Origin of the sequence: Streptomyces sp. NPDC048637, assembly GCF_040650675.1 — a bacterium.
Classification (GTDB): Bacteria; Actinomycetota; Actinomycetes; order Streptomycetales; family Streptomycetaceae; genus Streptomyces.
The window spans coordinates 105783-128069 of record NZ_JBEZHQ010000005.1 but is presented as its reverse complement, the minus strand read 5'-3'; the positions used below and the strand labels follow the sequence as shown (position 1 = coordinate 128069).

General features: G+C 72.0%; 17 protein-coding genes. 6 read left to right on the top strand and 11 right to left on the bottom strand.

Annotated features, from left to right (window positions below; translation table 11 throughout):
• Positions 1-53 precede the first annotated feature (53 nt).
• From AB0C46_RS09805 to AB0C46_RS09770, 8 genes are all read right to left on the bottom strand, one after another.
• On the bottom strand, positions 54-1229 hold the full coding sequence (locus tag AB0C46_RS09805) for a M20 family metallopeptidase (RefSeq protein WP_362827146.1): 1176 nt from the start codon (positions 1227-1229) through the stop codon (positions 54-56).
• Positions 1226-2374 carry an amidohydrolase family protein gene (locus tag AB0C46_RS09800; RefSeq protein ID WP_362827144.1) on the bottom strand — a complete coding sequence of 383 codons (1149 nt, stop codon included), beginning with the start codon at positions 2372-2374 and terminating at the stop codon, positions 1226-1228. The genes AB0C46_RS09805 and AB0C46_RS09800 overlap by 4 nt, the downstream gene beginning before the upstream one ends.
• Positions 2364-3761, bottom strand: coding sequence for a glutamine synthetase family protein (locus AB0C46_RS09795; protein WP_362827142.1), 1398 nt, complete (start codon positions 3759-3761; stop codon positions 2364-2366). Before AB0C46_RS09795 ends, AB0C46_RS09800 begins: the two co-directional genes overlap by 11 nt.
• Complete coding sequence (locus AB0C46_RS09790; protein ID WP_362827140.1) at positions 3758-5206, bottom strand: APC family permease; 1449 nt, start codon at positions 5204-5206, stop codon at positions 3758-3760. The genes AB0C46_RS09795 and AB0C46_RS09790 overlap by 4 nt, the downstream gene beginning before the upstream one ends.
• A gap of 115 nt (positions 5207-5321) precedes the next feature.
• The gene (locus AB0C46_RS09785; RefSeq protein ID WP_362827139.1) at positions 5322-6245 is read right to left on the bottom strand and encodes a MurR/RpiR family transcriptional regulator; all 924 of its coding nucleotides are present in this window, start codon (positions 6243-6245) and stop codon (positions 5322-5324) included.
• A 142-nt stretch (positions 6246-6387) separates the two neighbouring features.
• A complete protein-coding gene (aceB, locus tag AB0C46_RS09780; RefSeq protein ID WP_362827137.1) occupies positions 6388-8016 on the bottom strand; it encodes a malate synthase A in 1629 nt (542 codons plus the stop codon).
• Between the two features lie 278 nt (positions 8017-8294).
• Complete coding sequence (locus AB0C46_RS09775) at positions 8295-8873, bottom strand: nucleotidyltransferase family protein (protein WP_362827436.1); 579 nt, start codon at positions 8871-8873, stop codon at positions 8295-8297.
• 167 nt (positions 8874-9040) lie between these two features.
• Entirely contained in the window at positions 9041-9265 is a 225-nt protein-coding gene (locus AB0C46_RS09770) for a hypothetical protein (protein WP_362827135.1), read from the bottom strand.
• A 347-nt stretch (positions 9266-9612) separates the two neighbouring features.
• Between AB0C46_RS09770 and AB0C46_RS09765 the strand changes: the two genes are divergently transcribed.
• Both AB0C46_RS09765 and AB0C46_RS09760 read left to right on the top strand, forming a co-directional pair.
• Positions 9613-11508: a protein kinase gene (locus AB0C46_RS09765; protein ID WP_362827134.1), complete on the top strand. Its 1896-nt coding sequence runs from the start codon at positions 9613-9615 to the stop codon at positions 11506-11508.
• 256 nt (positions 11509-11764) lie between these two features.
• Complete coding sequence (locus tag AB0C46_RS09760; RefSeq protein ID WP_362827133.1) at positions 11765-12055, top strand: DUF5955 family protein; 291 nt, start codon at positions 11765-11767, stop codon at positions 12053-12055.
• Positions 12056-12213: 158 nt separating this feature from the next.
• Here AB0C46_RS09760 and AB0C46_RS09755 read toward each other — a convergent pair whose 3' ends face one another.
• Positions 12214-13014, bottom strand: coding sequence for an IclR family transcriptional regulator (locus AB0C46_RS09755; RefSeq protein ID WP_362827131.1), 801 nt, complete (start codon positions 13012-13014; stop codon positions 12214-12216).
• Between the two features lie 269 nt (positions 13015-13283).
• On the opposite strand from AB0C46_RS09755, the gene AB0C46_RS09750 reads away from it, so the two are divergent.
• From AB0C46_RS09750 to alc, 4 genes are all read left to right on the top strand, one after another.
• Positions 13284-14072 (top strand): aspartate/glutamate racemase family protein, encoded by a 789-nt coding sequence (locus tag AB0C46_RS09750; protein ID WP_362827129.1) that lies wholly within the window; start codon positions 13284-13286, stop codon positions 14070-14072.
• A 43-nt stretch (positions 14073-14115) separates the two neighbouring features.
• Positions 14116-15663: an NCS1 family nucleobase:cation symporter-1 gene (locus tag AB0C46_RS09745; protein ID WP_362827127.1), complete on the top strand. Its 1548-nt coding sequence runs from the start codon at positions 14116-14118 to the stop codon at positions 15661-15663.
• 157 nt (positions 15664-15820) lie between these two features.
• Positions 15821-17164, top strand: a complete 1344-nt coding sequence (gene allB / locus AB0C46_RS09740; protein ID WP_362827125.1) for an allantoinase AllB — start codon at positions 15821-15823, stop codon at positions 17162-17164.
• Positions 17161-18312, top strand: coding sequence for an allantoicase (gene alc, locus AB0C46_RS09735; protein WP_362827123.1), 1152 nt, complete (start codon positions 17161-17163; stop codon positions 18310-18312). Before allB ends, alc begins: the two co-directional genes overlap by 4 nt.
• Positions 18313-18565: 253 nt before the next feature.
• On the opposite strand, the gene AB0C46_RS09730 is transcribed toward alc, so the two are convergent.
• Both AB0C46_RS09730 and AB0C46_RS09725 read right to left on the bottom strand, forming a co-directional pair.
• Complete coding sequence (locus AB0C46_RS09730; RefSeq protein WP_362827122.1) at positions 18566-19246, bottom strand: transcriptional regulator; 681 nt, start codon at positions 19244-19246, stop codon at positions 18566-18568.
• A gap of 251 nt (positions 19247-19497) precedes the next feature.
• Positions 19498-22206, bottom strand: coding sequence for a beta-N-acetylglucosaminidase domain-containing protein (locus AB0C46_RS09725; RefSeq protein ID WP_362827120.1), 2709 nt, complete (start codon positions 22204-22206; stop codon positions 19498-19500).
• Positions 22207-22287 lie beyond the last annotated feature (81 nt).

The following is a 22287-nucleotide window of genomic DNA, read 5'->3' as shown; positions in this document are numbered from 1 at the left end:
GGCGGCTGGGGAGGCCTGGGCGCCGAGGGTGTGGCGTATCAGGGCGGGTCCGCTCAGGGCCGTGGGAGGAACTGCTCCGCGGCGGCCAGATAGCCGGCGAGCAGGGCGTGGGCGACGTCCCGTACCCGTTCGTCGGGCGGCAGGAAGGTCGGGGAGTGCAGTTGCTCGGTGCCGCCGTGCGTCCCCACGAACAGCATCAGCGCGGGCATCCGCTCGGAGAAGTACGAGAAGTCGTCCGCGCCCGCGGACCGCAGGTCGGCGGCGACCTTCAGGCCGAGTGAGGCGAGCAGCGGCCGGGTCGCGGCGGTCAGCGTCGCGTCGTTGTCGAGTACCGGCTCCCCGCGGGTGATCCGGACGTCCGCGGTGCAGCCGTAGGCCCGGGCCACCGACTCGGCGGTCTCCACCAGCCGTTCATGGAGGGCCTCGCGGTCGGCCGTACGCATCGCGCGAAGGGTGCCGCGGGCCTCGGCGGAGCCGGGGACCACGTTCGCCGCGGTCCCGGCGGTGAGCGTGGTGACGCTCAGCACGACGGAGGACATCGGGTCGATCCCGCGGCTCACCAGGCTCTGGAGGGCGACCACGACATGGGCGAGGGTGACGACGGGGTCGCGGGTGAGGTGCGGGTAGGCCGCGTGGCCGCCGCGGCCCCGGACGGTCACGGTGAACTCGTCCGCCGAGGCGTTGACGCCACCGGGGGTACAGGCGACGGTGCCCGCCACGAGCAGCGGCTGGACATGCGCCCCGATAGCCGCCCGGCACTGCTCCCGTTCGAGGATCCCGTCCTCGGTGACGTCCTGTGCGCCGGAGGGGTAGGTCTCCTCGCGGGGCTGCAGCACGGCGAGCAGCGGGGCCGGGCCGCCGAGCCGGTCCACGGCCCGTGCGAGGGCGACCAGTGCCGCCAGGTGCACATCATGACCGCAGGCGTGCATCACACCGGGGTGCTGCGACGCCCAGGGCACACCGGTCTCCTCGTGCACCGCCAGGGCGTCGAGTTCACCGCGGACGGCGATGGCCGGACCGCTGCCGCCCACGCGGACCACGGCTCCGGTGCCGGCGACCTCGGCAGCGGCGTGCCGGCCGGGCAGCGCGGCGAGCACCAGCTCACGGGCCGCGGCCTCGTCGCCGGACAGACAGGGCCGGGCATGGAGCTGACGGCGCAGCTCGACGGCGTCGTCCAGCTCCCGTTCGAGCTGCGCCGCGAGGGCGGTGAGGGTGTCGTCGAGGCTCATGCACCGCCCTCCAGACCGTAGACCCGGCGGGCGTTGTCGTGTCCGATCATGCGGGCCACCCGGATCGCCTCATCGAGGTCCCATTCGCCGCTGTCGACCCACGGCGCCATCGCCCGCAGCATGCCGCGGCGCCACAACAGCGCGCCTAGATGGTGCAGTTCGGGCGGTCCCCAGGCGTCGCTGGAGAAGAGGATCTTGGCGAACGGGGCCAGCTCCAGCGATTCGGCCACCACGGCGTCGGAGCGCACTCCGGTGTAGTTCACACCGAGCCCGACATCGAAGAAGACATGCGGGAAGACCTGCGCCAGATAGCCGGCGTTGCGGTGGAAGGGGTAGCAGTGCAACAGCAGCAGGTCGACCCCGTGCGGCTGCACGCTCCTGAGGAACCGGGTGAGCAACAGCGGGTCGCAGCGGTGCAGTTCCACGTCCGGATCGCCGTACCCGGCGTGCAGCTGGAGGGGCAGTCCCCGGTCGACTCCGGACCACAGGACGAAGCGGAGCAGCACCGGGTCGGTGACCCGTACGGTCCCGGTGCGCTCACACTCGGCCAGCCATCGCCCGGCCGCGGCGGCCACCTCGCCGTCGCCCGGCCGCCCGGGGTCGAAGTCGAAGCCGAACCGGTAGGCGACGATGCTCTTGAGGCCGACCGCGTCGACGGTCCGCGCGGCGAGGGTCTCGCGGAACCGCTCGGGCAGATCCGCCGCGGCCACACCGCTGCGGGCCACGTCCTCCAGCACGGACTCCAGCCGCACGATCTCGTCGACGGGGCGTCCGGAGGCGCCGGCCATGCCGTCGGTGCCGAGGATCTCCGCGCCCCCGTAGCCGGTCTCCAGCAGGTAGTGGGCGATGCCGGACGCCGCGAGCAGTCTGCGGGTGACCTCCGCCGCTCCCAGTTCCCGGCGCCTGGTGAGATAGGCGTCCGGTGCGGTGTGCGCGGCGAGGCCGAGGACCGGGGCGCACCAGCGCCGCACCGCGAAGCCGAGCTGCGAGTCGAACTGGGTCATCCACGGCGGGACCGGGCGGTCGGACTCGGTGAGCATCAGCTCCAGTCCGGCGCGGTCGACGTCATCGCGGAGCGCGCCGTGGACATGGTGGTCCACGAGCGGCAGTTCCGCGATCGCCGCGGCCAGGGCATCAGTAGACATCGGCGACCTTCCGGATGCGTGCGGTGTCGTCCAGCCCGGCCAGCTGCGCGAGCTCGGACCGCTTGACGGACAGCTGGGTGGCGAGCAGCCGCGGGTCGAACCACGACCGCACGACCTCGTCCGATTCGAGCGCGTGCAGGGCCTCTTCGAGGGAGGAGGGGAGAGCGGGGACACCGTCGAGCACCGAGGCGTCGGTGTCCTCCGGCCACACCGTGGGCTCGTCGTAGTCGCGTACCAGTCCTTCCAGCCCGGCGCGGAGGAGGACGCCCAGGGCGAGCCAGGGGTTGGCGGTGGCGTCCGCCGCGCGGTACTCCAGGTGGAACTGCCCGGCGGCGTCGCCCCCGGCGAGCTGCGTCGTGGGGCAGATCCGCAGCAGCGACTCGCGGTTGCGCTCGGCCAGGAAGATCCCTCCGGCGCTCCAGCGATGGGGGGTGAGCCGGAGGAAGGAGACCGGGCTCGGTGCCGTCCAGGCGGTCAGGGCCGGGGTATGGCGCAGGATGCCGGCGGAGAACCGGGCGCCAAGCGCCGAGAGACGGCCCGGCCGTGCGGGGTCGAAGAGGAGCGGACGGCCCTCGGCGTCCTGCAGGCTCAGATGGACGTGGACCCCGTTGCCCACCCCGTCGGGTGCGAGGAGGGGCGCGAAGCTGACCGGCAGACCACGACGGCGGGCCAGGTCGCGCACCAGCTCCTTGAGCAGTACGGCGCGGTCGGCGGCGGACCTCGCGGTACCGGGGCGCAGGGTGATCTCGAACTGGCCGTCCCCGTATTCCGGGAGCCAGTTCTCCGGCTGCAGCCCGGCCCGCTCCAGGAGCCGTACGAGGTCCGAGCCGAAGGGCTCCGCCTGCCGGAAGCGCTGCAGCGAGAACGGCGGGCTCGCCGGCAGTCCGCCGAGCACGAATTCGTGCTCGATCGCGGCGACCACCTCAACCCCGGTGCGCTCCCGCAGCTCCTCGACCGCGTTGCGGAGGAAGGTACGCGGACAGCAGGGCCAGGGTTCCCCGTCGGGCAGGGTCTGGTCGGCGAGGTAGAGCCGGAGGGCGGGCGCGTCCCCGTCTGCCGGGATGTCGACCCCGGTGGCCGGATCGGGGACCAGCCGCAGGTCGCCCCGCGAACCGAAGACGTTGTCGGGCGCGATCGGGCCGAACGCGGAGATCGCGAGATCGGCCGGGACCCATCCGGTGCCGGAGCGCAGCGCGGAGCCCTGGTCCGAGGAGGGCACGGCCCGCCCCCGTACCTGCCCGGCCAGATCACAGGTGGCGACGAAGACGGTGGCGGCGTCGGTCATCGGGGGTTCCTCGGGTGCGGCGCGGAGGGCGGGGGAGGGGCCGGGAACGGTGGCGGGACCGAGGAGTCCCGGCTCCGTCCCCGTCGCGTGCACCAGGGTCATGCGGGCACCTTTCGGTTCGGGTCGGTCGGGGGCGCGTCGGTGACCAGCTCGCCGGTCAGCCGGGCGCCGATGCGCCGGGTGAGGGCGGGCGCGAAGAGGACGACCGCGCCTCCGGCCAGGCACCAGGCTGCGGCGATCCAGGGGAAGTAGGTGTACGGCGCACTCTGGCCGGTCGACTGCTGGAGGAAGACGAAGCCCAGATAGCCCAGCCCGGCGACCGGCACCACCAGCTCGTAGCGGGGGATGCGGCCCCGGCCGGAGACCGTGAAGACGATCACCCCGACCCCGGCGACCGCATACGCGACCAAGAGGCACAGCACGCCGAGGGTGGCGTACCAGTAGTACGTGTCGAAGGCGGCGGCGCCGGTGCCGTACATCACGGCGGTCAGTGCCGCAGCAACGGCGCCGCACAGCCGCAGTGCCGTGGTCGGGGCACCGGTGACGGGGTGGGTGCGGGCGAGGGCGCGCGGCCCGAAGCCGTCCCGGGCCAGCGCCTGGACCATACGGGCGGCCGCCGCCGAGGAGGACAGCGCGGCGGCGAAGGCGGAGGCGACCGCGGTGAAGGCGATGACGAGCGCGAACCAGGTGCCGATGTACTGCCCGGAGAGCGTCGAGAGGGCCGACTCCGCCGCGCCGAACTCGCTCACCCCCTGGGCGTCGGTGCCGAAGCCGATGGTCTGGGCGAACATCATCAGGACGTAGAGGCAGCCGGTCAGCAGCACGCTGCCGGCCAGCGCGCGAGGGATGTTGCGCCGGGGGTCGTCGGTCTCCTCACCCAGCGACGCGCAGGCCTCGAACCCGGCCCAGGAGAGGAAAGCGAAGACGGTGGCCGTCATGACCGCGCTGTAGGTGGTGCCGCCGGCGGTGAACACCGAGAGGTCGAGACTCTGGTGCCGGGGTGCCGATCCCGTGCTGGCCCGCCCCATGATGACGGCGGCGAGCACCAGCATGGCGAGGATGCCGATGCCCTCCACGATCAGCAGGGTGCGGGCGGTGGTGCGGCCGTCCCGGGAGTTGAGCGCGGTGACGCCGACGGCCGCGAGGAGCGCGACGGCCACCCAGGGCCCGGTGGACCGGACGCCCGTCGCGTGCAGGAACGCCTGGGCGAAGACACCGGTCGCGGCGAGGGTGCAGACGAGAAAGGCGAGATAGGTGCCCAGCAGGGCGAAGCCGCCGAAGAATCCAGCGCGGGGGCCGATCGTGGCGCCGGCCAGGGCGTAGACGGAACCGGCCTGGTGGAAGTGCTGGGTCAGCCGCCAGAAGCCGTACGCGACCAGGCCGACACCGAGCAGCCCGAGCAGGAAGACGAGGGGGACGGCCTTGCCGACCGTGGCGGCCACGCCGGCCCCGTTGAGGCTCATGGCGAGCGTCGGCCCCATGAGGCCGACGGAGAGAGTAAGCGCTTCCCACAAGCGCAGCTTGCGTGTTCGAGGGGGATTCGACACAGGGCGCTCCGAGGAGGAGACGGGGCTGCGTCCACAGCAGCCCGAGTCCCGTCATGAAACATACGTTCCAGGAGGTGCGTCAATGGGTGTGCATGAAATATTCATTTCATGGGCGTCATTCCATGGTGCGGTCGCCCGACGCCTCCTCCGCGGCCCTCATCCGCTCCTCCGCCGCCGTTCCCAGGCGTACGTGCACCGCGGCCACCAGCGTCTCCACCACCGCCACGGGCGCCACGATGCTGTCGAACGGGCTGGGGGCCTCGACCCGCACGGGCAGCACGACATCGGCGAACTCGGCCACGGGGGACAGCCATGGATCGGTGAACAGCACGACCCGCGCCCCGCGCTCATGCGCATAGCGGGCGAGCTCCACCGTGTCGCGCTGATAGCGCCGGAAGTCGAAGACCACACACACCTCCCGCCGGCCGAGATCCACCCGGAAGCCGCCGTCCCCGCCGGGGGCCGGTATGTGCACCTGGGTGCCCGGCCGCAGCAGCCGCAGATGCAGATCCAGGTACTCGGCCAGAAGACGGGAGAACCGCCCGCCGAAGCTCACGATCCGCCGCGCCGGGTCACAGATCAGCTCGACGGCCCGGTCGAACTCCTGCTCCGGCAGCGCGGCGAAGGTGTGGCTCAAGGCCCCCCGGCCGACCTCCGCCGCCGCCTCGACCAGGTCCGAGGTCGGCGAGCTCTCGCTGACCACCGGCCGCAGGGTCAGCGGCGAGGCCCGGCGCGCCTGCACCTCGTCGCGCAGTGACTGCTGGAACTGCCGGTAGCCCTCGAAGCCGAGCCGGGCGACGAAGCGGACCACGGTCGGCGGGCTCACCCCTGCCCGGCCGGCCAGTCCGGATGTCGACTCCAGGCCCGCCGCGGGGTAGTGCGCCATCAGCGCGCGGGCGATCTTGAGCTCCGCGGGCGACAGGGAGCCCTGGACCCGGCGCAGCCGCTCGGCCACCGTCATCCCCAACTCCTGGCCCGCGTCCGGGTCGTCCCCGCCCGCGGCCGACGGCTCACCGTGATCTCCTGGCCGACCATCCATCCGACTGCCTCTCCACTGGGTGACCACATGACACCACACCGTGCCGGGACACCCGCACCGTCGCACGGCGGCGGCAGAAACGCCGTGGCGCCGCGGCTCCGGAACGGAACCGCGGCACCACGGGGACGCGCGCCGGGCCCGCTCAGACCAGCAGCTCGTACGCGGGCAGCGTCAGGAACTCCGCGTAGTCCGCGTCCAGCGCGACCTTGAGCAGCAGGTCATGGGCCTGCTGCCACTTACCCGAGGTGAAGGCGTCCTCGCCGGCCTCGGCGCGGATGGCGGCCAGTTGCTCCGCGGCGACCGAGCGCACCAGGTCCGCGGTGGCCTTCTCGCCGTTCTCGAAGACGACACCGGCGTCGACCCACTGCCAGATCTGGGAGCGGGAGATCTCGGCGGTCGCGGCGTCCTCCATGAGGCCGAAGATGGCGACGGCACCCAGTCCGCGCAGCCAGGCCTCGATATAGCGGGTGCCGACCTGGACCGCGTCGATCAGGCCCTGGTAGGTGGGCTTGGCGTCGAGGGAGTCGATGGCGATGAGATCGGCGGCCGACACCGAGACGTCCTCGCGCAGGCGGTCCTTCTGGTTCGGCCGGTCGCCGAGGACCGCGTCGAAGGACGCACGGGCGACCGGGACCAGGTCGGGGTGGGCGACCCAGGAGCCGTCGAAGCCGTCGCTGGCCTCCCGGTCCTTGTCGTTCTTGACCTTGGCGAGCGCCGTCTCGTTGGCCTCCGGGTCCCTGCGGTTGGGGATGAAGGCCGCCATACCGCCGATGGCGTGCGCACCGCGCTTGTGGCAGGTACGGACGAGGAGTTCGGTGTAGGCGCGCATGAACGGGGCTGTCATCGTGACCGCGTTGCGGTCCGGGAGGACGAACTTGGCGCCGCCGTCACGGAAGTTCTTGACGATGGAGAAGAGGTAGTCCCAGCGGCCGGCGTTCAGGCCCGAGGCGTGGTCGCGCAGCTCGTAGAGGATCTCCTCCATCTCGTACGCGGCGGTGATGGTCTCGATGAGGACGGTGGCGCGCACCGTGCCCTGGGGAATGCCGACGTAGTCCTGGGCGAAGACGAAGATCTCGTTCCAGAGGCGGGCCTCCAGGTACGACTCGGTCTTCGGCAGGTAGAAGTACGGGCCCTTGCCGAGGGCCAGGAGGCGCTTGGCGTTGTGGAAGAAGTACAGCCCGAAGTCCACCAGCGCACCGGGCACCGGCCGCCCCTCGAACTGCAGATGACGCTCTTCGAGGTGCCAGCCGCGCGGCCGCATCACGACGGTGGCGAGCTCCTCGGCGGGCTTGAGGGCGTACGACTTGCCGGACGCGGCGTCGGTGAAGTCGATCCGGCGCTCATAGGCGTCGATCAGATTGAGCTGACCGCAGACGACGTTCTCCCAGGTCGGGGCGGAGGCGTCCTCGAAGTCGGCGAGCCAGACCCTGGCACCCGAGTTGAGCGCGTTGATGGTCATCTTGCGGTCGGTGGGGCCGGTGATCTCCACCCGGCGGTCATTGAGGGCCGCGGGCGCCTCGGCCACCTTCCAGCTGTCGTCCGCGCGGACGGCCGCGGTCTCGGGCAGGAAGTCCAGCGAGCTGGTCCGGGCGATCTCGGCGCGGCGCTCGGTGCGGCGGGCGAGCAGCTCGTCGCGGCGCGGGGTGAACCGGCGGTGCAGCTCGGCGACGAAGGTGAGCGCGGCGTCGGTGAGGACCTCGCCCTGCCGTTCGGGGGTGTGCGCGGGATCGACTTCGGCGATGGCCAGCGGGGACGGCGCTGGTGCGGACATGAGCTGTCACTCCATTCAGCGGCGGTGCCCGGCGGCCGCCGGGACACCGGGCGGCACGGGGTGCCGCGGGCTCCCGGATACGGTCGCGGGCGCCGACTGGGGTTCAGGGCGCTTCTGACCAGTGGAGACTAGTTTCCTTATCGCGGAACTTCAATGGTTTGTTGATGTCGAGATTCTCAGGGTCGACAGAAGCGGTGATCGAATGGCTCTCGGTGCCACGCCGGTCACTCTGCATTACTTCCACCCCGGGCCCGGAGGCCGCCGGCCGGCGCCCGCTCTCACTCCAGACGGTGAAGATCCTCCGGCGTGTCGATGTCGTACGGCTCGGCGATGTCGGAGCAGTCGACGAGAGTGACGGCGTCCGCATGCCGCCGCAGGTAGTCGCGTGCGCCGCGGTCGCCCGCCGCGGTCGCCGCGATGTCCGCCCAGCGGTCGGCGCCGAAGAGCACCGGGTGGCCGCGCCGGCCGTCGTACGCCGCGGAGACCAGCGAGGTGCGGCCGCCGTACGCCGTCACCACCCGGCTCACCGCCGCGGCACCGATGCCCGGCTGGTCCACCAGGGACACCACCACGGCATCCGCCCCGGACTCCGCCAGTGCGGCCAGCCCCATCCGCAGCGAAGAGCCCATGCCCTGGGCCCAGTCCGGGTTCTCCGAGATGCCGTACGCCGCGAGCCCGGCCCGTTCGCGCACGGCAGCGGCGGCCGCGCCCAGCACGATGTGTACGGGGTCGCAGCCGCCGTCCCGCAGGGCCCGTGCGGCGTGCTCGACCAGCGGCCGTCCCCGGTGGTCGAGCAGCGCCTTGGGTCGTCCCCCCAGTCGCCGCCCACCGCCCGCGGCGAGCAGCAGACCGGCCACCCTCCCCTCGGGCCGCCCGGCGTTCCGCACCCCCTCAGGGGTGTCCGGCCGGGCCCGGCGCGACTGTTCTCGTGGGTCTCTCGGGTCTCTCGGTGCTGTCGGTCCCATGGGGACTGCTTACCTCATGGCGCCGTGCCCCGTGGCTTGTTGGGGCGGGGCCGGCCGGGTCAGGCCGCGTCACCGGCGGCCCGTGGCCGGGGGATGTGCGGTCGGAACCGGTCGCGCAGATGGTGCGTGCGTTCCTCCGCCCGCCGGCGCTCGGCGACGTAGCGGTCTATGTGCTCCATCGTGATTTCCGATGCGTCGGACAGGCCGTACGCGCGGCAGATGAGTTGTACGACGCTGACGCGGTGAGGGTTCGAGCCGGTGTCGGGGCCGGAGTTGGGGTCCATGGCATTCTCCGATCCAGTGATATGCCGGATATTTCCTTGAAAGGGAGAATGCTCCAACGTGTCGCGCCCTACGCATCGGATCACGTGTGCCCACACCAAAGGGTGCCCGGGGGAACGTATGTGCCGACGCCTCATCAGGCCATTTATGGGCACCGCGCGGCAGGGCCGTTTCCGGGTGGTCCCGGCCGCCAAAACCCGTCGCGAAACCGGCCCTTCGGACAAGGCGCCCCGTTCGTCCACCGGCGATGTGAGGGTGTGACGCCTGGCCGGATATGGTTCTGCCCCGTTGCGGACATCATGGCTGTCATGCCGAAGTGGCGGGCCTTTTTGAGTCGGGGGACGTAGTAGTGGTGAACAGTGCGGGCGGGTCCGGAATATTCCAGCCACTGGAAGGTGACGATCCGCGGGTGATCGCGGGCTATCGCCTTACGGCGCGGCTCGGGTCCGGTGGCATGGGCAAGGTCTATCTCTCCTACACGCCCGGCGGGCGGCCGGTGGCCATCAAGGTGATCCGCCCCGAGTTCAGTGAGGACGCGGAGTTCCGCCGCCGCTTCAAGCAGGAGGTGCAGTCCGCGCAGCGCGTACAGGGCCTGTTCACCGCGCCGGTCATCGACAGCGACGCCGAAGGCCCCAGCCCCTGGCTCGCCACCGCGTACGTTCCCGGCCCCTCGCTCGCGGCGGCGGTCGCCGGACACGGCAAGCTGCCCGTGCCGACCGTGCTGCTGCTGGTCGCCGGGATCGCCGAGGCCCTGCAGGTCATCCATGGCGCGGGCATCGTGCACCGCGATCTGAAGCCGTCCAATGTGCTGCTGGCCGCCGACGGCCCGCGCGTCATCGACTTCGGTATCGCCCGCGCCGCCGACGCCACGTCCCTGACCAGCAGCGGCGTCACCGTCGGCACCCCCACCTTCATGGCGCCCGAACAGGCCGCGGGCAGCACCATCAGCCCCGCCACCGATGTCTTCGCGCTCGGCCAGGTCGCCGCCTACGCGGCCATCGGCACCCCGGCGTTCGGTGAGGGCACCTCGCACGGAGTGCTCTACCGCATCGTCCACGAAGAGCCGGATCTGACCGGACTCCCCGACGAACTACGGGAATTGGTCACCCGCTGCCTGTCCAAGGAGGCGACGGACCGGCCGTCCGTCGCCGAGGTGATCGCACTGTGCGGTGCGGCTTCCGGACAGACGCAGCTGCGCCGCCCCGAGGAATGGCTGCCCACCGCCGTCGCCGCCGACATCACCACGCGCGCTGCCGCGCCCGCGCCCGCCCAGACGCCGCCGCCCCCGCTGGAGGCGCCCACCGCGGGCGCTCCGGCCCAGCCGCCGAATCCGCCTGCCCCGTCGCCGGTCCAGCCGGTCCAGCCGGCGCAGCCGCCGGTCCCGCCCACGGCGCCGGTCGCGCCGGTGCCGACCGAGCTGAACCACCCGCAGACCCCGCCGCCCGGGTTCGGTCCGGCGGCCTATGCGCCGACCGCCGCCGGGACCGGCGCCCCGGTGACCACGGGGCCGACCGCCGCCGTGCCGACCGCCGCCATACCGACGGCCACCGGCCCGGCGGCGACCGGCCCGACCGCCGCCGTGCCTGCCCCGCAGCCGCCGAAGAAGAAGCGCAAGGGGCTGATCGCGGCCCTGGTGCTGGTCTGTCTGCTGGCCTTCGCGGGCGCCGGCGGTGCCCTCGTCTACACCGTCATGAAGGGCGACGGCCAGAAGAAGTCGGACCAGGCCGGCGACGACAGCAAGACGGCGAACAGCGACTCCTCGCCGACGCCCGCCGCCGACCCGACCGCGAGCCCCGGCGACGGCGGGAGCGACGCCCCGGCCACCCCCGCGCAGGACCCGGACCCGGTCGACTACAAGACCGTCAACCTGCCCGACGACTACCACATTTCGCTGTCCGACGAGCCGGTCCATCCGACCAACTCCGACAGCGACACGGACGTCGACTTCTCGTACACGGACAACACCTACACGGACGACGAGGTCGACACCGAGACCGGCAAGCTGGTGCTGCTCAAGCCCGGCCAGGAGGGCACGCTCGCCACCTGCCGCAGCGAGACCCGGTTCACCGACACCATCCTGACCAAGCAGCTCTCCAAGGGCGCGCAGATGTGCCTCACCACCAAGTACGGCCATGTCGCGCTGATCACCTTCAAGGGCTACGCGCCGAAGTCGGACCCCAGCAGCTACATGACCGTTGACGTCCGGGTGTGGCGCAACGCGGTGGAGCCCGAGCAGAATTCCTGAGGCGGGCTTGCGGCTTGCCGCACCTGGCCGGGCAGGGGGCGCCCTGCCCGGCCCTCGGGGCCGGGGGGTGGGCGGCGGGGAAAAATACAGAGGCGTCAGCCCTGGCCAGGCCACCCGGATTCACTCAGTGATCCGGTTTTTTCGCTCTCCGTATGGCGCGATCAGCGCAGAGTGGCGTTAACTGGCCCGCATTGTGGAACGGGCAACGGCTTTGGAGGACGCCGTCGTTGTGGAACAGCTGCAGAGGGACAGACGAGTGACCGGGGTCGAGGGTGACCCACGGGTCCAGGAATTGCGCGGGGCAGTGTCCCGGCTGCGCCGCCAACTGGCCGTACTTCCAGGGGAATTACCGGATCGGGTGGCCGCCGACGACGAGCTGGCCGCACTGGACGCGATGGTGAGCCACGGGATGCCCGAGGTGCCCCGGCTGCGCCGTTCGCTCCTGCTGATTGCCGGGGCGGTCGGATCGGTGAGTGCCCTGTCACCCGCGCTGGCAGAGGTGCGCGAGGGCATCGACCGTTTCGGCGAGCTGCCGCGCGCCCGCTGATCGCCCCCGCGCAGCCCGGACCGGAGTCCGGACCCGAGTCCGGTGCGCCGGTGTGCTGCGCCGGCTCGCGGACCGGTGGTGTGCGCCGCGGCAGCCGTGCGCGGACCGGCGCGCCCCACGCCCCCTGCCGGGGCCCGCACCGGGCCTGCCGGGCCCCGCTACGCCGGCGCCTGGTTCGCGAGCGCCACCGACAGCTGCGCCGCGACGTCCTGCAGCACCGGCACGATCTTGTCCGTCGAGGCCTCGGTCACCCGGCCGGTCGGGCCGGAGATGGAGATGGCCGCCGAGGTGGGGGAGTTGGGTACCGGCACCGCCAGGCAGCGGACGCCGATCTCCTGCTCGTTGTCGTCGACCGCGTAGCCGAGGCGGCGGACGTCGGCGAGCGCTTCCAGGAAACGGTCCGGGTCGGTGATCGTCTTCTCGGTCGCGGCGGGCATGCCCGTACGGCCGAGCAGCGCGCGGACCTCCTCCGGGGGGTGGTTGGACAGCAGGGCCTTGCCGACGCCGGTGGAGTGCGGCAGCACCCGGCGCCCGACCTCGGTGAACATCCGTACCGCATGCCGGGACGGGACCTGGGCGACATAGACGATCTCGTCGCCGTCGAGCAGCGCCATGTTGGCGGTCTCGCCGGTCTCCTCGACCAGACGGGCCAGGAACGGGCGGGCCCAGGTGCCCAGCAGCCGTGAGGAGCTCTCGCCGAGCCGGATCAGCCGGGGGCCCAGCGCATAGCGGCGGTTGGGCTGCTGGCGGACGTAGCCGCAGGCGACGAGCGTGCGCATCAGGCGGTGGATGGTGGGGAGCGGCAGCCCGCTGCTGGTGGAGAGCTCGCTCAGGCCGACCTCGCCACCGGCGTCGGCCATCCGCTCCAGCAGGTCGAAGGCGCGCTCGAGGGACTGGACGCCGCCGCTGGCGCCTGGCTTGGCTTCGGCGGCGGAGGTGCTGGCGCTGGACGGCGGCACGGAGCGTTCCTTTCGGGGCGGGGCAGATCGGTCTCGGCTGGCACGTGCGGGCGCCGGGCCCGACCGGAGAAGCCTACCGGTCCCCCTACGTTGGCACACGGACTCTCGCACACTCGTTCCCGCCGGTCAGGCCTGCTTTGTCCCACGGACTGGACCCGCCGGGCACACACCTAGCCGCGATCTCTTGACGGTGCCAGTGGCCATAGCTACGTTCTGCTGCGCGAAACATACTGTCCATTCTGTGGAATCCTCCAAATCGCTGGAGCGTCATGCGCCTTCTCGTCATGAACCCGAACACCACGGCTTCCATGACCGCTTCGATCCGCGCCACCGCCGCCGCAGCCGCCGCCCCGGGCACCGAGATCGTCGCCACCGAACCCCTGTGGGGGCCGGAGTCGATCGAGGGCCACTTCGAGGGCTATCTCAGCGCCGCGGCCGTCCTGGACCGGCTCGCCACCCTCGACCTGGCCTTTGACGCGCTGGTCATGGCCGGATTCGGCGAACCGGGCCGGGAGGGCGCCCAGGAGCTGCTGGATGTACCCGTACTGGACATCACCGAGAGCGCCGCCCAGATGGCGATGATGCTCGGCCACGCCTACGGCATCGTCACCACCCTCGACCGTGCCGTACCGCAGATCCGGGACCGGCTGCTGACCGCCGGACTGCTGCAGCGCTGCGCCGCGGTCCGGGGCACCGGACTCGGCGTCCTGGAGCTGGAGGAGGACGCGGAGCGCACCGTCGAGTTGATCATCGAGACCGCTCGTGATGCCGTCCGGGCCGGCGCCGAGGTGATCTGCCTGGGCTGCGGCGGGATGGCCGGGCTCCAGGAGAAGGTCGCCGCAGCACTCGGAGTGCCGGTGGTGGACGGCGTCGCCGCGGCGGTGAAGTTCGCGGAGGCGGTCGTCGGCCTCGGGCTGACCACCAGTACGGGGCGCAGTTTCGCGCCGCCCCGCCCGAAGGTCATCGGCTCCTGGCCGTTGAGCGCCCATCTGTCCCCGGGAGGCGTTCAGGGCTCCCCGCGGCACACTGAATTTTCCGCACAGACATCAGGCATCTGACAACTGACCCCCGTATGCTCCACCCAACTGCCTGGGAGGACTCGTGACCACATCCCCGAAGGCCCCGCAGCCGGATCCGCGCCTCTTCAACGAGGACCTCGCGCCCGCCCCCGAGCGCAAATGGGGCACGTACAGCATCTTTGCGCTGTGGATGTCCGACACCCACGCGATCAGCAATTACGCCTTCGCCTCCAGCCTGTTCGTGCTGGGCCTGCCGGCCTGGGAGGTGTTCGTCGCGCTGCTGGCCGGCATCTCGATCGTCTACTGGCTGATGAACCGCATGGGGCACGCCGGGCACCGGACCGGGGTGCCCTATCCGGTGCTCGCCCGGGCGAGCTGGGGCGTCTACGGCGCCAACATCCCCGCGCTGCTGCGCGCGGTCATGGCCGTGGCCTGGTACGGCATCCAGACCTGGCTGGCCTCGACGGCCGTGGTCCTGCTGACCCTGCAGCTCGCGCCGGGCCTGGAGGTCTATCACCACAACTCGGTGCTGGGGCTGTCCACCCTGGGCTGGATCGCGTTCCTGGTGATGTGGGGGCTGCAGGCCGTCCTGCTGACCCGCGGGATGGAGTTCATCCGCAAGGTCCAGGATTTCGCGACCGGCCCGGTGGTCTGGCTCGTGGTGCTCGCGCTCGCGGTGTACCTGGTCGTCAAGGCCGGCGGTGACATCTCGCTGACCCGCAGTCTCACCGGCCTCAGCGGCTCCGCGCAGCTCGAACAGAGCCTCATTGCGGTCAGTCTGACCGTGGCCACCTTTCTGACCCTGGTTCTCAACTACGCGGACTTCGCCCGCTTCACGCCCGACCACCGCTCCTACCGGCGCGGCAATCTGATCGGACTGCCGGTGAACTTCACCGCCTTCGCGATGGTCGCCGTGCTGGTCACTGCGGGCACGATCGCCGTCTTCGGTGAGGCGATCTACGACCCGGTGAAGGTGATCCAGAAGATCGACAACCCGGTGGTCACCGTCGTCGGCGCGCTGTCCTTCATCGTCGCCACCATCGGCATCAATGTCGTCGCCAACTTCGTCTCGCCCGCCTACGACTTCGCCAATCTCGCGCCGAAGTATCTGAACTTCAAGCGCGGCGGCATGATCACCGCGGTGCTGGCCATCGTCGTCATGCCCTGGAAGCTGTACTCCTCGGCGCTGGTGATCCAGTACTTCCTGGGGGCCCTCGGTGCCTTCCTCGGGCCGCTGGTGGCGATTCTGCTCGTCGACTACTACCTGGTGCGCCGGGGCCGGATCGATGTCGATGCGCTGTTCTCGGCCGATGCCCGCGGCGCGTACTTCTACCGCCACGGCTACAACCCGAAGGCCGTGGTCGCCTTCCTGCCGGCCGCCGCGGTCTCCGCCGCGCTCGCTCTGGTCCCGGCCTTCGACGTGGTGGCGCCGTTCTCCTGGATCTTCGGGATGGGGCTCGCCGGCGTGCTCTACCTCCTGGTCTCGGGCCGGGACCGGTCCGCCGTGAGCGCCGCCCCGGTCCCGGACGAGATCATCCCGTCGCAGGTCAGCGCCGCTGTGAGCCCGGAGCCTGCGAGCTCCGAAGGGGCCGGGGCGGTCGTCGTGCCGATGCCGGCCGAGGGGTCTTGACGGGCCGGGGTCCGGAGTGAAGACTCATTCAACAGACTGTTGAAACCGCATATCGCCCCGGCGCGAAGGACGCGGTCCCGGTGCACGGCCCCTTCGGCGGCCGTGCACCCCACACGCCCTCACGCCACGATGAAAACAGCTACGAGGAGGGGACCGGGTGTCCGAAACAGAGCTGGTGCTGCGCTCCAGGCGTGTCGTCACCCCACAGGGGACGCGCGCCGCGTCCGTGGCCGTCAAGGACGGCAGGATCGCCGCGGTGCTGCCGTACGACGACCCGGCTCCGGCCGGGGCGCGGGTCGAGGACTTCGGTGACGACGTCCTGCTGCCCGGCCTCGTCGACACCCACGTCCACGTCAACGACCCCGGCCGCACCGAGTGGGAGGGCTTCTGGACCGCCACCCGCGCGGCCGCGGCCGGCGGTATCACCACCCTCGTGGACATGCCGCTCAACAGCCTCCCGCCCACCACCACGCCCGCCCACCTCGACACCAAGCGCGCGGTCGCCCGCAGCAAGGCACATATCGACGTCGGCTTCTGGGGCGGCGCCGTCCCCGGCAACGTCAAGGACCTGCGCCCACTGCACGACGCCGGGGTCTTCGGCTTCAAATGCTTTCTGTCGCCCTCCGGTGTGGACGAGTTCCCCGAGCTCGACCAGGAGCAACTGGCCGCCGCCCTCGGTGAGATCGCGGGCTTCGGCGGTCTGCTGATCGTGCACGCCGAGGACCCGGGCCACCTGGACGCGGCACCCGAGCCGCACGGCCCCAAGTACGCCGACTTCCTCGCCTCCCGCCCGCGCATCTCCGAGAACGACGCCATCGCCGGGCTGATCGCGCTCGCCCAGCGGCTCGATGCGCGGGTCCACGTCCTGCATCTGTCCTCCAGCGACGCGCTGCCGCTGATCGCCGCCGCCAAGCGCGCGGGCGTCCGGATCACCGTCGAGTCGTGCCCGCACTTCCTGACCCTGACCGCCGAGGAAATCCCGGACGGCGCAACGGAGTTCAAGTGCTGCCCGCCGATCCGCGAGGCCGCCAACCAGGACGCCCTGTGGGAGGGCCTGGCCGACGGCACCATCGACTGCATCGTCTCCGACCACTCGCCGTCCACCGCCGACCTCAAGACCGCGGACTTCGGCGCGGCCTGGGGCGGTATCTCCTCCCTCCAGCTCGGCCTGCCCGTCATCTGGACCGAGGCCCGCGAGCGCGGCCACACCCTCGACGACGTGGTGCGCTGGATGGCCACCGCGCCGGCGGCGCTGGCCGGCCTCGACCGGAAGGGCGCCATCGAGCCCGGCCGGGACGCGGACTTCGCGGTCCTCGCCCCCGACGAGACCTTCACCGTCGACCCGCAGGCCCTCCAGCACCGCAACAAGATCACCGCATACGCCGGGATGACCCTGTACGGCGTCGTACGGTCCACCTGGCTGCGCGGCCACCGGATCAACGACGGCACCACCCTCACCGGGCCCACCGGCGAGCTGCTCGAAAGGCCGCACCGCGCATGACCACCGCCGACCTTCCCCGCTACACGGCCGACCTTCCCCGCTACACCGGCGACGCCGCCCCGTACCCGGGCGGCGACCCGTACGCGGACTACCGCACCCCCGGCCCCGCCGGCTTCCCCTTCACCCACCTCCCCGACCTGGCCGACCGGCGGCTGGGTGCGGGCGTCATCGCGGCGAACGACGAGTTCTTCGCCGAGCGGGAGAACCTCCTCACGCCCGCGCCCGCCCACTTCGACCCCGAGGCCTTCGGCCACAAGGGCAAGATCATGGACGGCTGGGAGACCCGCAGACGGCGCGGCACCGACGGTGACCACCCGTTCCCGGCGGACGGGGACCACGACTGGGCGCTGATCCGGCTCGGCGCCCCCGGCGTGATCCACGGCATCGTCGTCGACACCGCCCACTTCCGTGGCAACTACCCGCAGTCGGTCAGTGTCGAGGCCGCCTGCGTCGAGGGCTCCCCGTCGCCGGCCGAACTCCTCGCCGGCGAGGTGACCTGGACGCCCCTCGTCCCGCGGACCGCCATCGGCGGCCACGCCGCCAACGGCTTCCTCGTCGATACCGGCCGCCGCTTCACCCATCTGCGCCTCAACCAGCATCCCGACGGCGGAGTCGCGCGCCTCCGGGTCCACGGAGAGGTCGTCCCGGCACCGGACTGGCTTGCCGCGCTGGGCACCTTCGATGTCGCCGCGCTGGAGAACGGCGGCCGGGTCGAGGACGCCTCGGACCGTTTCTACTCCTCGCCCACCCACACCATCCAGCCGGGCCGCTCCCGCAAGATGGACGACGGCTGGGAGACCCGGCGCCGCCGCGGCACCGGCAACGACTGGGTCCGCTACCGCCTCACCGAGCGGTCCGTGATCCGCGCGGTGGAGATCGACACCGGCTGCCTCAAGGGCAACTCGGCGGGCTGGGCGGCCCTGTTCGGCCGCGACGGCGAGCGCGGCGACTGGACCGAACTGCTGCCCCGCACCCGTCTGCAGCCCGACACCGTGCACCGCTTCCTCCTGGCCGACGCACCACCCGTCACCCACGTCCGGATCGACATCTTCCCCGACGGCGGCATCGCCCGGCTGCGCCTGCACGGCTCACTCACCGCGGACGGCATGCGCCGCCTGGGCGCGCGGCACGACGAGCTGAGCGGCTGACCACCACGAGTTGTGCGGCCGACCGCGATGGGCTGTGCGGCCGACCGCGACGGGCTGAGCGGCCGACCGCGACGAGCCCGGCGCGATTCTGGTGACCTGTCAGAACTGCGCCGGGACTGCGCCGGGACTGCGCCGGGACTGCGCCGGGACTGCGCCGAAATCGCGCCGGAACTGCGCCGGAATCGCGCCGGGCGGTCACCTCAGCCGGAGGGCAGCCGCGGCACCGGCCGAGGCATCCGCGCCCACGACCGGCTCACTCCGCGACGGAGTTCCAGAACATGAGCTCGTACGCCTGGAGGAGACGGCCGTAGCGATGCGCCGTGGCCGGCTGCGCCTGGCCGGTGTCGAGGCCGTGCTGTACCGCCTTGCGCGCCTTCTCGTCCACGGCCGGCGCCGGCTCGGCGAAGAACCCGAAGAAGTCACGGGCCGCTTCGGGAAAGCCGTAGTGGTCCCGCATCGCCGCCGCGACGATCGCGCAATAGCCGCCCCAGGCGGCGAAGTTGGCGGTCAGTGCGATCGCCACATCGGCCGGCTCGCCGCCCAGCGCGAGCCGCGCCGCGTAGGACGGGTACGCCTGACAGCCGGGCCGCGGCTGGTACTCCGCGATCTCCCGCCCGGTCAGCTCGCAGGCATCCGCCAGCCCGGCCAGCTGCTTCAGCGCCAGCGTCTCGCCCTGGGCGAGCAGATCGAAGAAGTCGGCGACGGGCGGGTCACCGTCCGCCCGCCGCGCCAGATGCTGGAAGCTGAGGCGGTCGGCGGCGATCACCTGGTGCTGTTCGAGGGCGAACGTGGCGAACACGGAGCGCGGTGCCGCACCCGCCTCGATCTGCGCGACCAGCTGGTTGGCGGCGGAGTCCGGGGCGAGTGCACGGACCGCGTCGTCCAGTACGGCGGACGCGGTCGGGCGGGGGGCATCGGGAGCGGTTCGGGCCATGGGTCGGTCTCCTCCGGGGCGAGGGCGGCGGCCAGCACCTCAGATTAGGGCGCAGGGCGGCGGCGGGGCAGATGGCGCGACGCCGCCGGGCGGAACACGGGGCGCCGCGACCGGGAAACGCGGCACACCGCCAGGCGTGCCGCGTCATCCATGCACCGGAGAGGGGGAAGGGCGGCCCCATTCCGTGCCGCGTCATCCGTGCACCGGGCAGTGAGACCGGGCGGCCCCACTCCCCGGTGCACAAGCACCCCTCAGTGCACCACCACCTCATTGACCACAGGGGCCGCCGCCCCGTCCCGCCACGTCAGCCGGACGCCCTCGACCGGGCCGTCACCCGCCGCGAGCCGCGTATAGGCGCCGGACAGCGTGCCGAGCGTGCGCCAGGCGCCGCCCGTACGGACCTCGACCTCCGCCGCCCCGGCCGGCGCGTCCTGCGGCCGCAGGACGACCACGGAATGCGCCGTACGGGGCGTGTCGGGTGCGAACTCCAGTGCTTCACCGGGCTGCGCCGCCCGCGCCGCGCGATAGACGGTCGCCGGATCACCGTCCGCCGCCGCCCGCAGCGCGCTGCCCTCCGCCGCGGGCGGGCCACCGGCCACCGTCACCGCTTCGGCCCCGGCCACCGCGAACTCCCGTACCACCAGCCAGTTGTCCTGCGCCTGGGTGGCCCGGGCGCGGACGTACCGGGCCCGGGCACCGGACGGCGGTTCGACGCGCACCTCGGCCTTCCCGTCGAACGCGGCCAGCCGCTGCCAGTTCTTGTGGTCCGACGAGTACTCCAGGACGCCGTGCCGCAGATAGTCCTCCGGACTGCCGCTCTTGCCCATCGCCAGGGTGACCGTGCCCAGCGGGCGCTCGGCCTGCAGATCCAGCGCCAGGAAGGAACCGGCCTTGGGCCCCGCGCCGCTCCAGAAGTACGTGGCGTCCGCACCATCGGTCATACGGGAGACCGCGTTGTCCTGGTAGACGGAGAGATCCGTCGATGCCTTGGGGCGGCCGGTGACCCCCAGCGCCCTGTCGTGCGCGGCCACCGCGTCCTCGACGAAGGTGTCCAGCACCCCGTCCGCCACCAGTACCGGAATCCTCTTCCCGGCCATGTCCACATAGGCGAACGACTTGGCAGTCCGCACCAACTCCGGTATCCGCTGCCGCAGTTGCCAGGCCCGCGGGCCGTCGCCCGCCCTGGTCGCCTCGATCAGCCGCAGCGCCGTACGCGCCGTGACTCCCCAGGCCCGGGTCGCGTCCAGCCACGGCTCGCTGTCCTGCACAAAGCCCCGGTCGGCGAGCCGGTCGCGCAGCACCGCCGGCGCGTCCTGCAGGTTCCGCAGCACCGCATCGAGCCGCCGCGCCTCGCCGTCCTTGCCGAACGCCTCGATGGCGGCCGCCAGTTCGGGCGCCTGCTGCGGGTTGAGCGACGAGGAGTAATGGGCGTCCGCGAAGGCCCGCAGCGCCCGTGCCGTACGGGCGTCGCCACCCGCCAGCTCCTCGATGGCCCCGCCCCAGGACGTCCGGGCGTCATACGCCGTGTCGTTCCACGCGAAGTCCGCGACCGTGTACAGCGCGAGCTTGGACGCCGCAGGCTGGATCATCGGATTCGCGGTGATCCCCGCCAGCTGCCCCGGCAGCCCCTTCTCCCGGCCGTTGAACGGCCCGAGCAGCAGCCGGTTGGTCACATAGTCATTGACCGGGTAGTTGTCCCACGTCAGGATCCGGTGCCCGAAGACCTCCCGGGCCTGCCGGGCCTGGGCGACGGTCATCGTGGGCGCGATCACCCCCACCCCCGTCCACTCCACCAGCACATCCTTGTCCAGCTGGGTGGCCAGCGCCTTCTTGTACGGCGACGGCTTCACGTCGTAGTACTCGGTCGGCACCATCTGCAGCGGCTCGGCGCCCGGATGCCGGGCGATGAACTCCTGGTTGACGCGGTTGAGCAGATGCGCCTGCGCGGCCCCCGCCGCCCCGCCGCCGGTCCCGAACCGGTCCTTGTCCGCCGCGCAGTTCCAGTCCGTGTAACTGATGTCGTCCAACGGCACCGCGAAGGTCCGCACACCGATGTCCCACAAGGTCTCGAACTTGGCGGTCAGCGCCCGGAGATCCGCGTCGGAGCTGTAGCAGACGGACAGCCCCGGCGAGAGCGCATAGGTGAACTCCACATGCCGCGCCCGCGCCCGGTCCACCAGTTCCTTGATCTGCGCCAGCTGCTCCGCGGGATACGGGTCCCGCCACTTCTCCCGCAGATAGGCATCGTCCTTCGGCGAGTACACATAGATGTTCATCTTGTGCGCACCGTAGAAGTCGAGCTGGTCGAGCCGGGCCCGGTGCGACCAAGGGGTGCCGTAGAACCCCTCGATGACGCCGCGCAGCGGGGTGCCCGGCCAGTCCCGTACGACGGTGCCCCGCACCTGGGCGCCCGGCCGCTCCCCGCGCGGCAGCAGTTGCCGCAGCGACTGCGCGGCGTAGTACGTGCCGGTGGCGTCGTTCCCGGCCAATGCGATCCGCCCCTTGCCGACGGCCAGCGCATAGCCCTCGGCGGGCAGCCCGCCGACGCCCCGCGCGCCCAGCTCCGCCAGTGCCCGCGTCGCGCCCGCACCGTCCACAAACACCGTCAACTGCGTGTCGCCCGGTGCCCGTTCGGCCCGTACGACCCGCTGCGCACCGGCGTCCTTCAGCGACTTCTCGACGACGGCCAGCGCCGGCGCATCGGCTCGCGGCCCGGCGACGACGGTCACGGACGGGGTGATGGTGACCCGGTCGGACCGGCTGTGGACGGACCGGGGCGTGGGGGATACGGACCGGGGCGTGGGGGATATGGCACGGGAGACGGCGCCTGCGGGACTGTCCCGGGCGCCGTCCCGCCCCGCCTTCCCTCCGACGCCCGGCGGCCCCGCCATGCCCGTCAGGGGGAGCACGGCCAGGGCCATGGCCAACGCGGTGGCCGCCGCGGTGCGCGTACGGTGCATCCTTCGGTCCTCCTCGGTGCAGCGAGGTTCTGGGGCGAGAGTCGTGGGACCTCTTCGCGCCAGCAGGCTTCACCTGGCCAC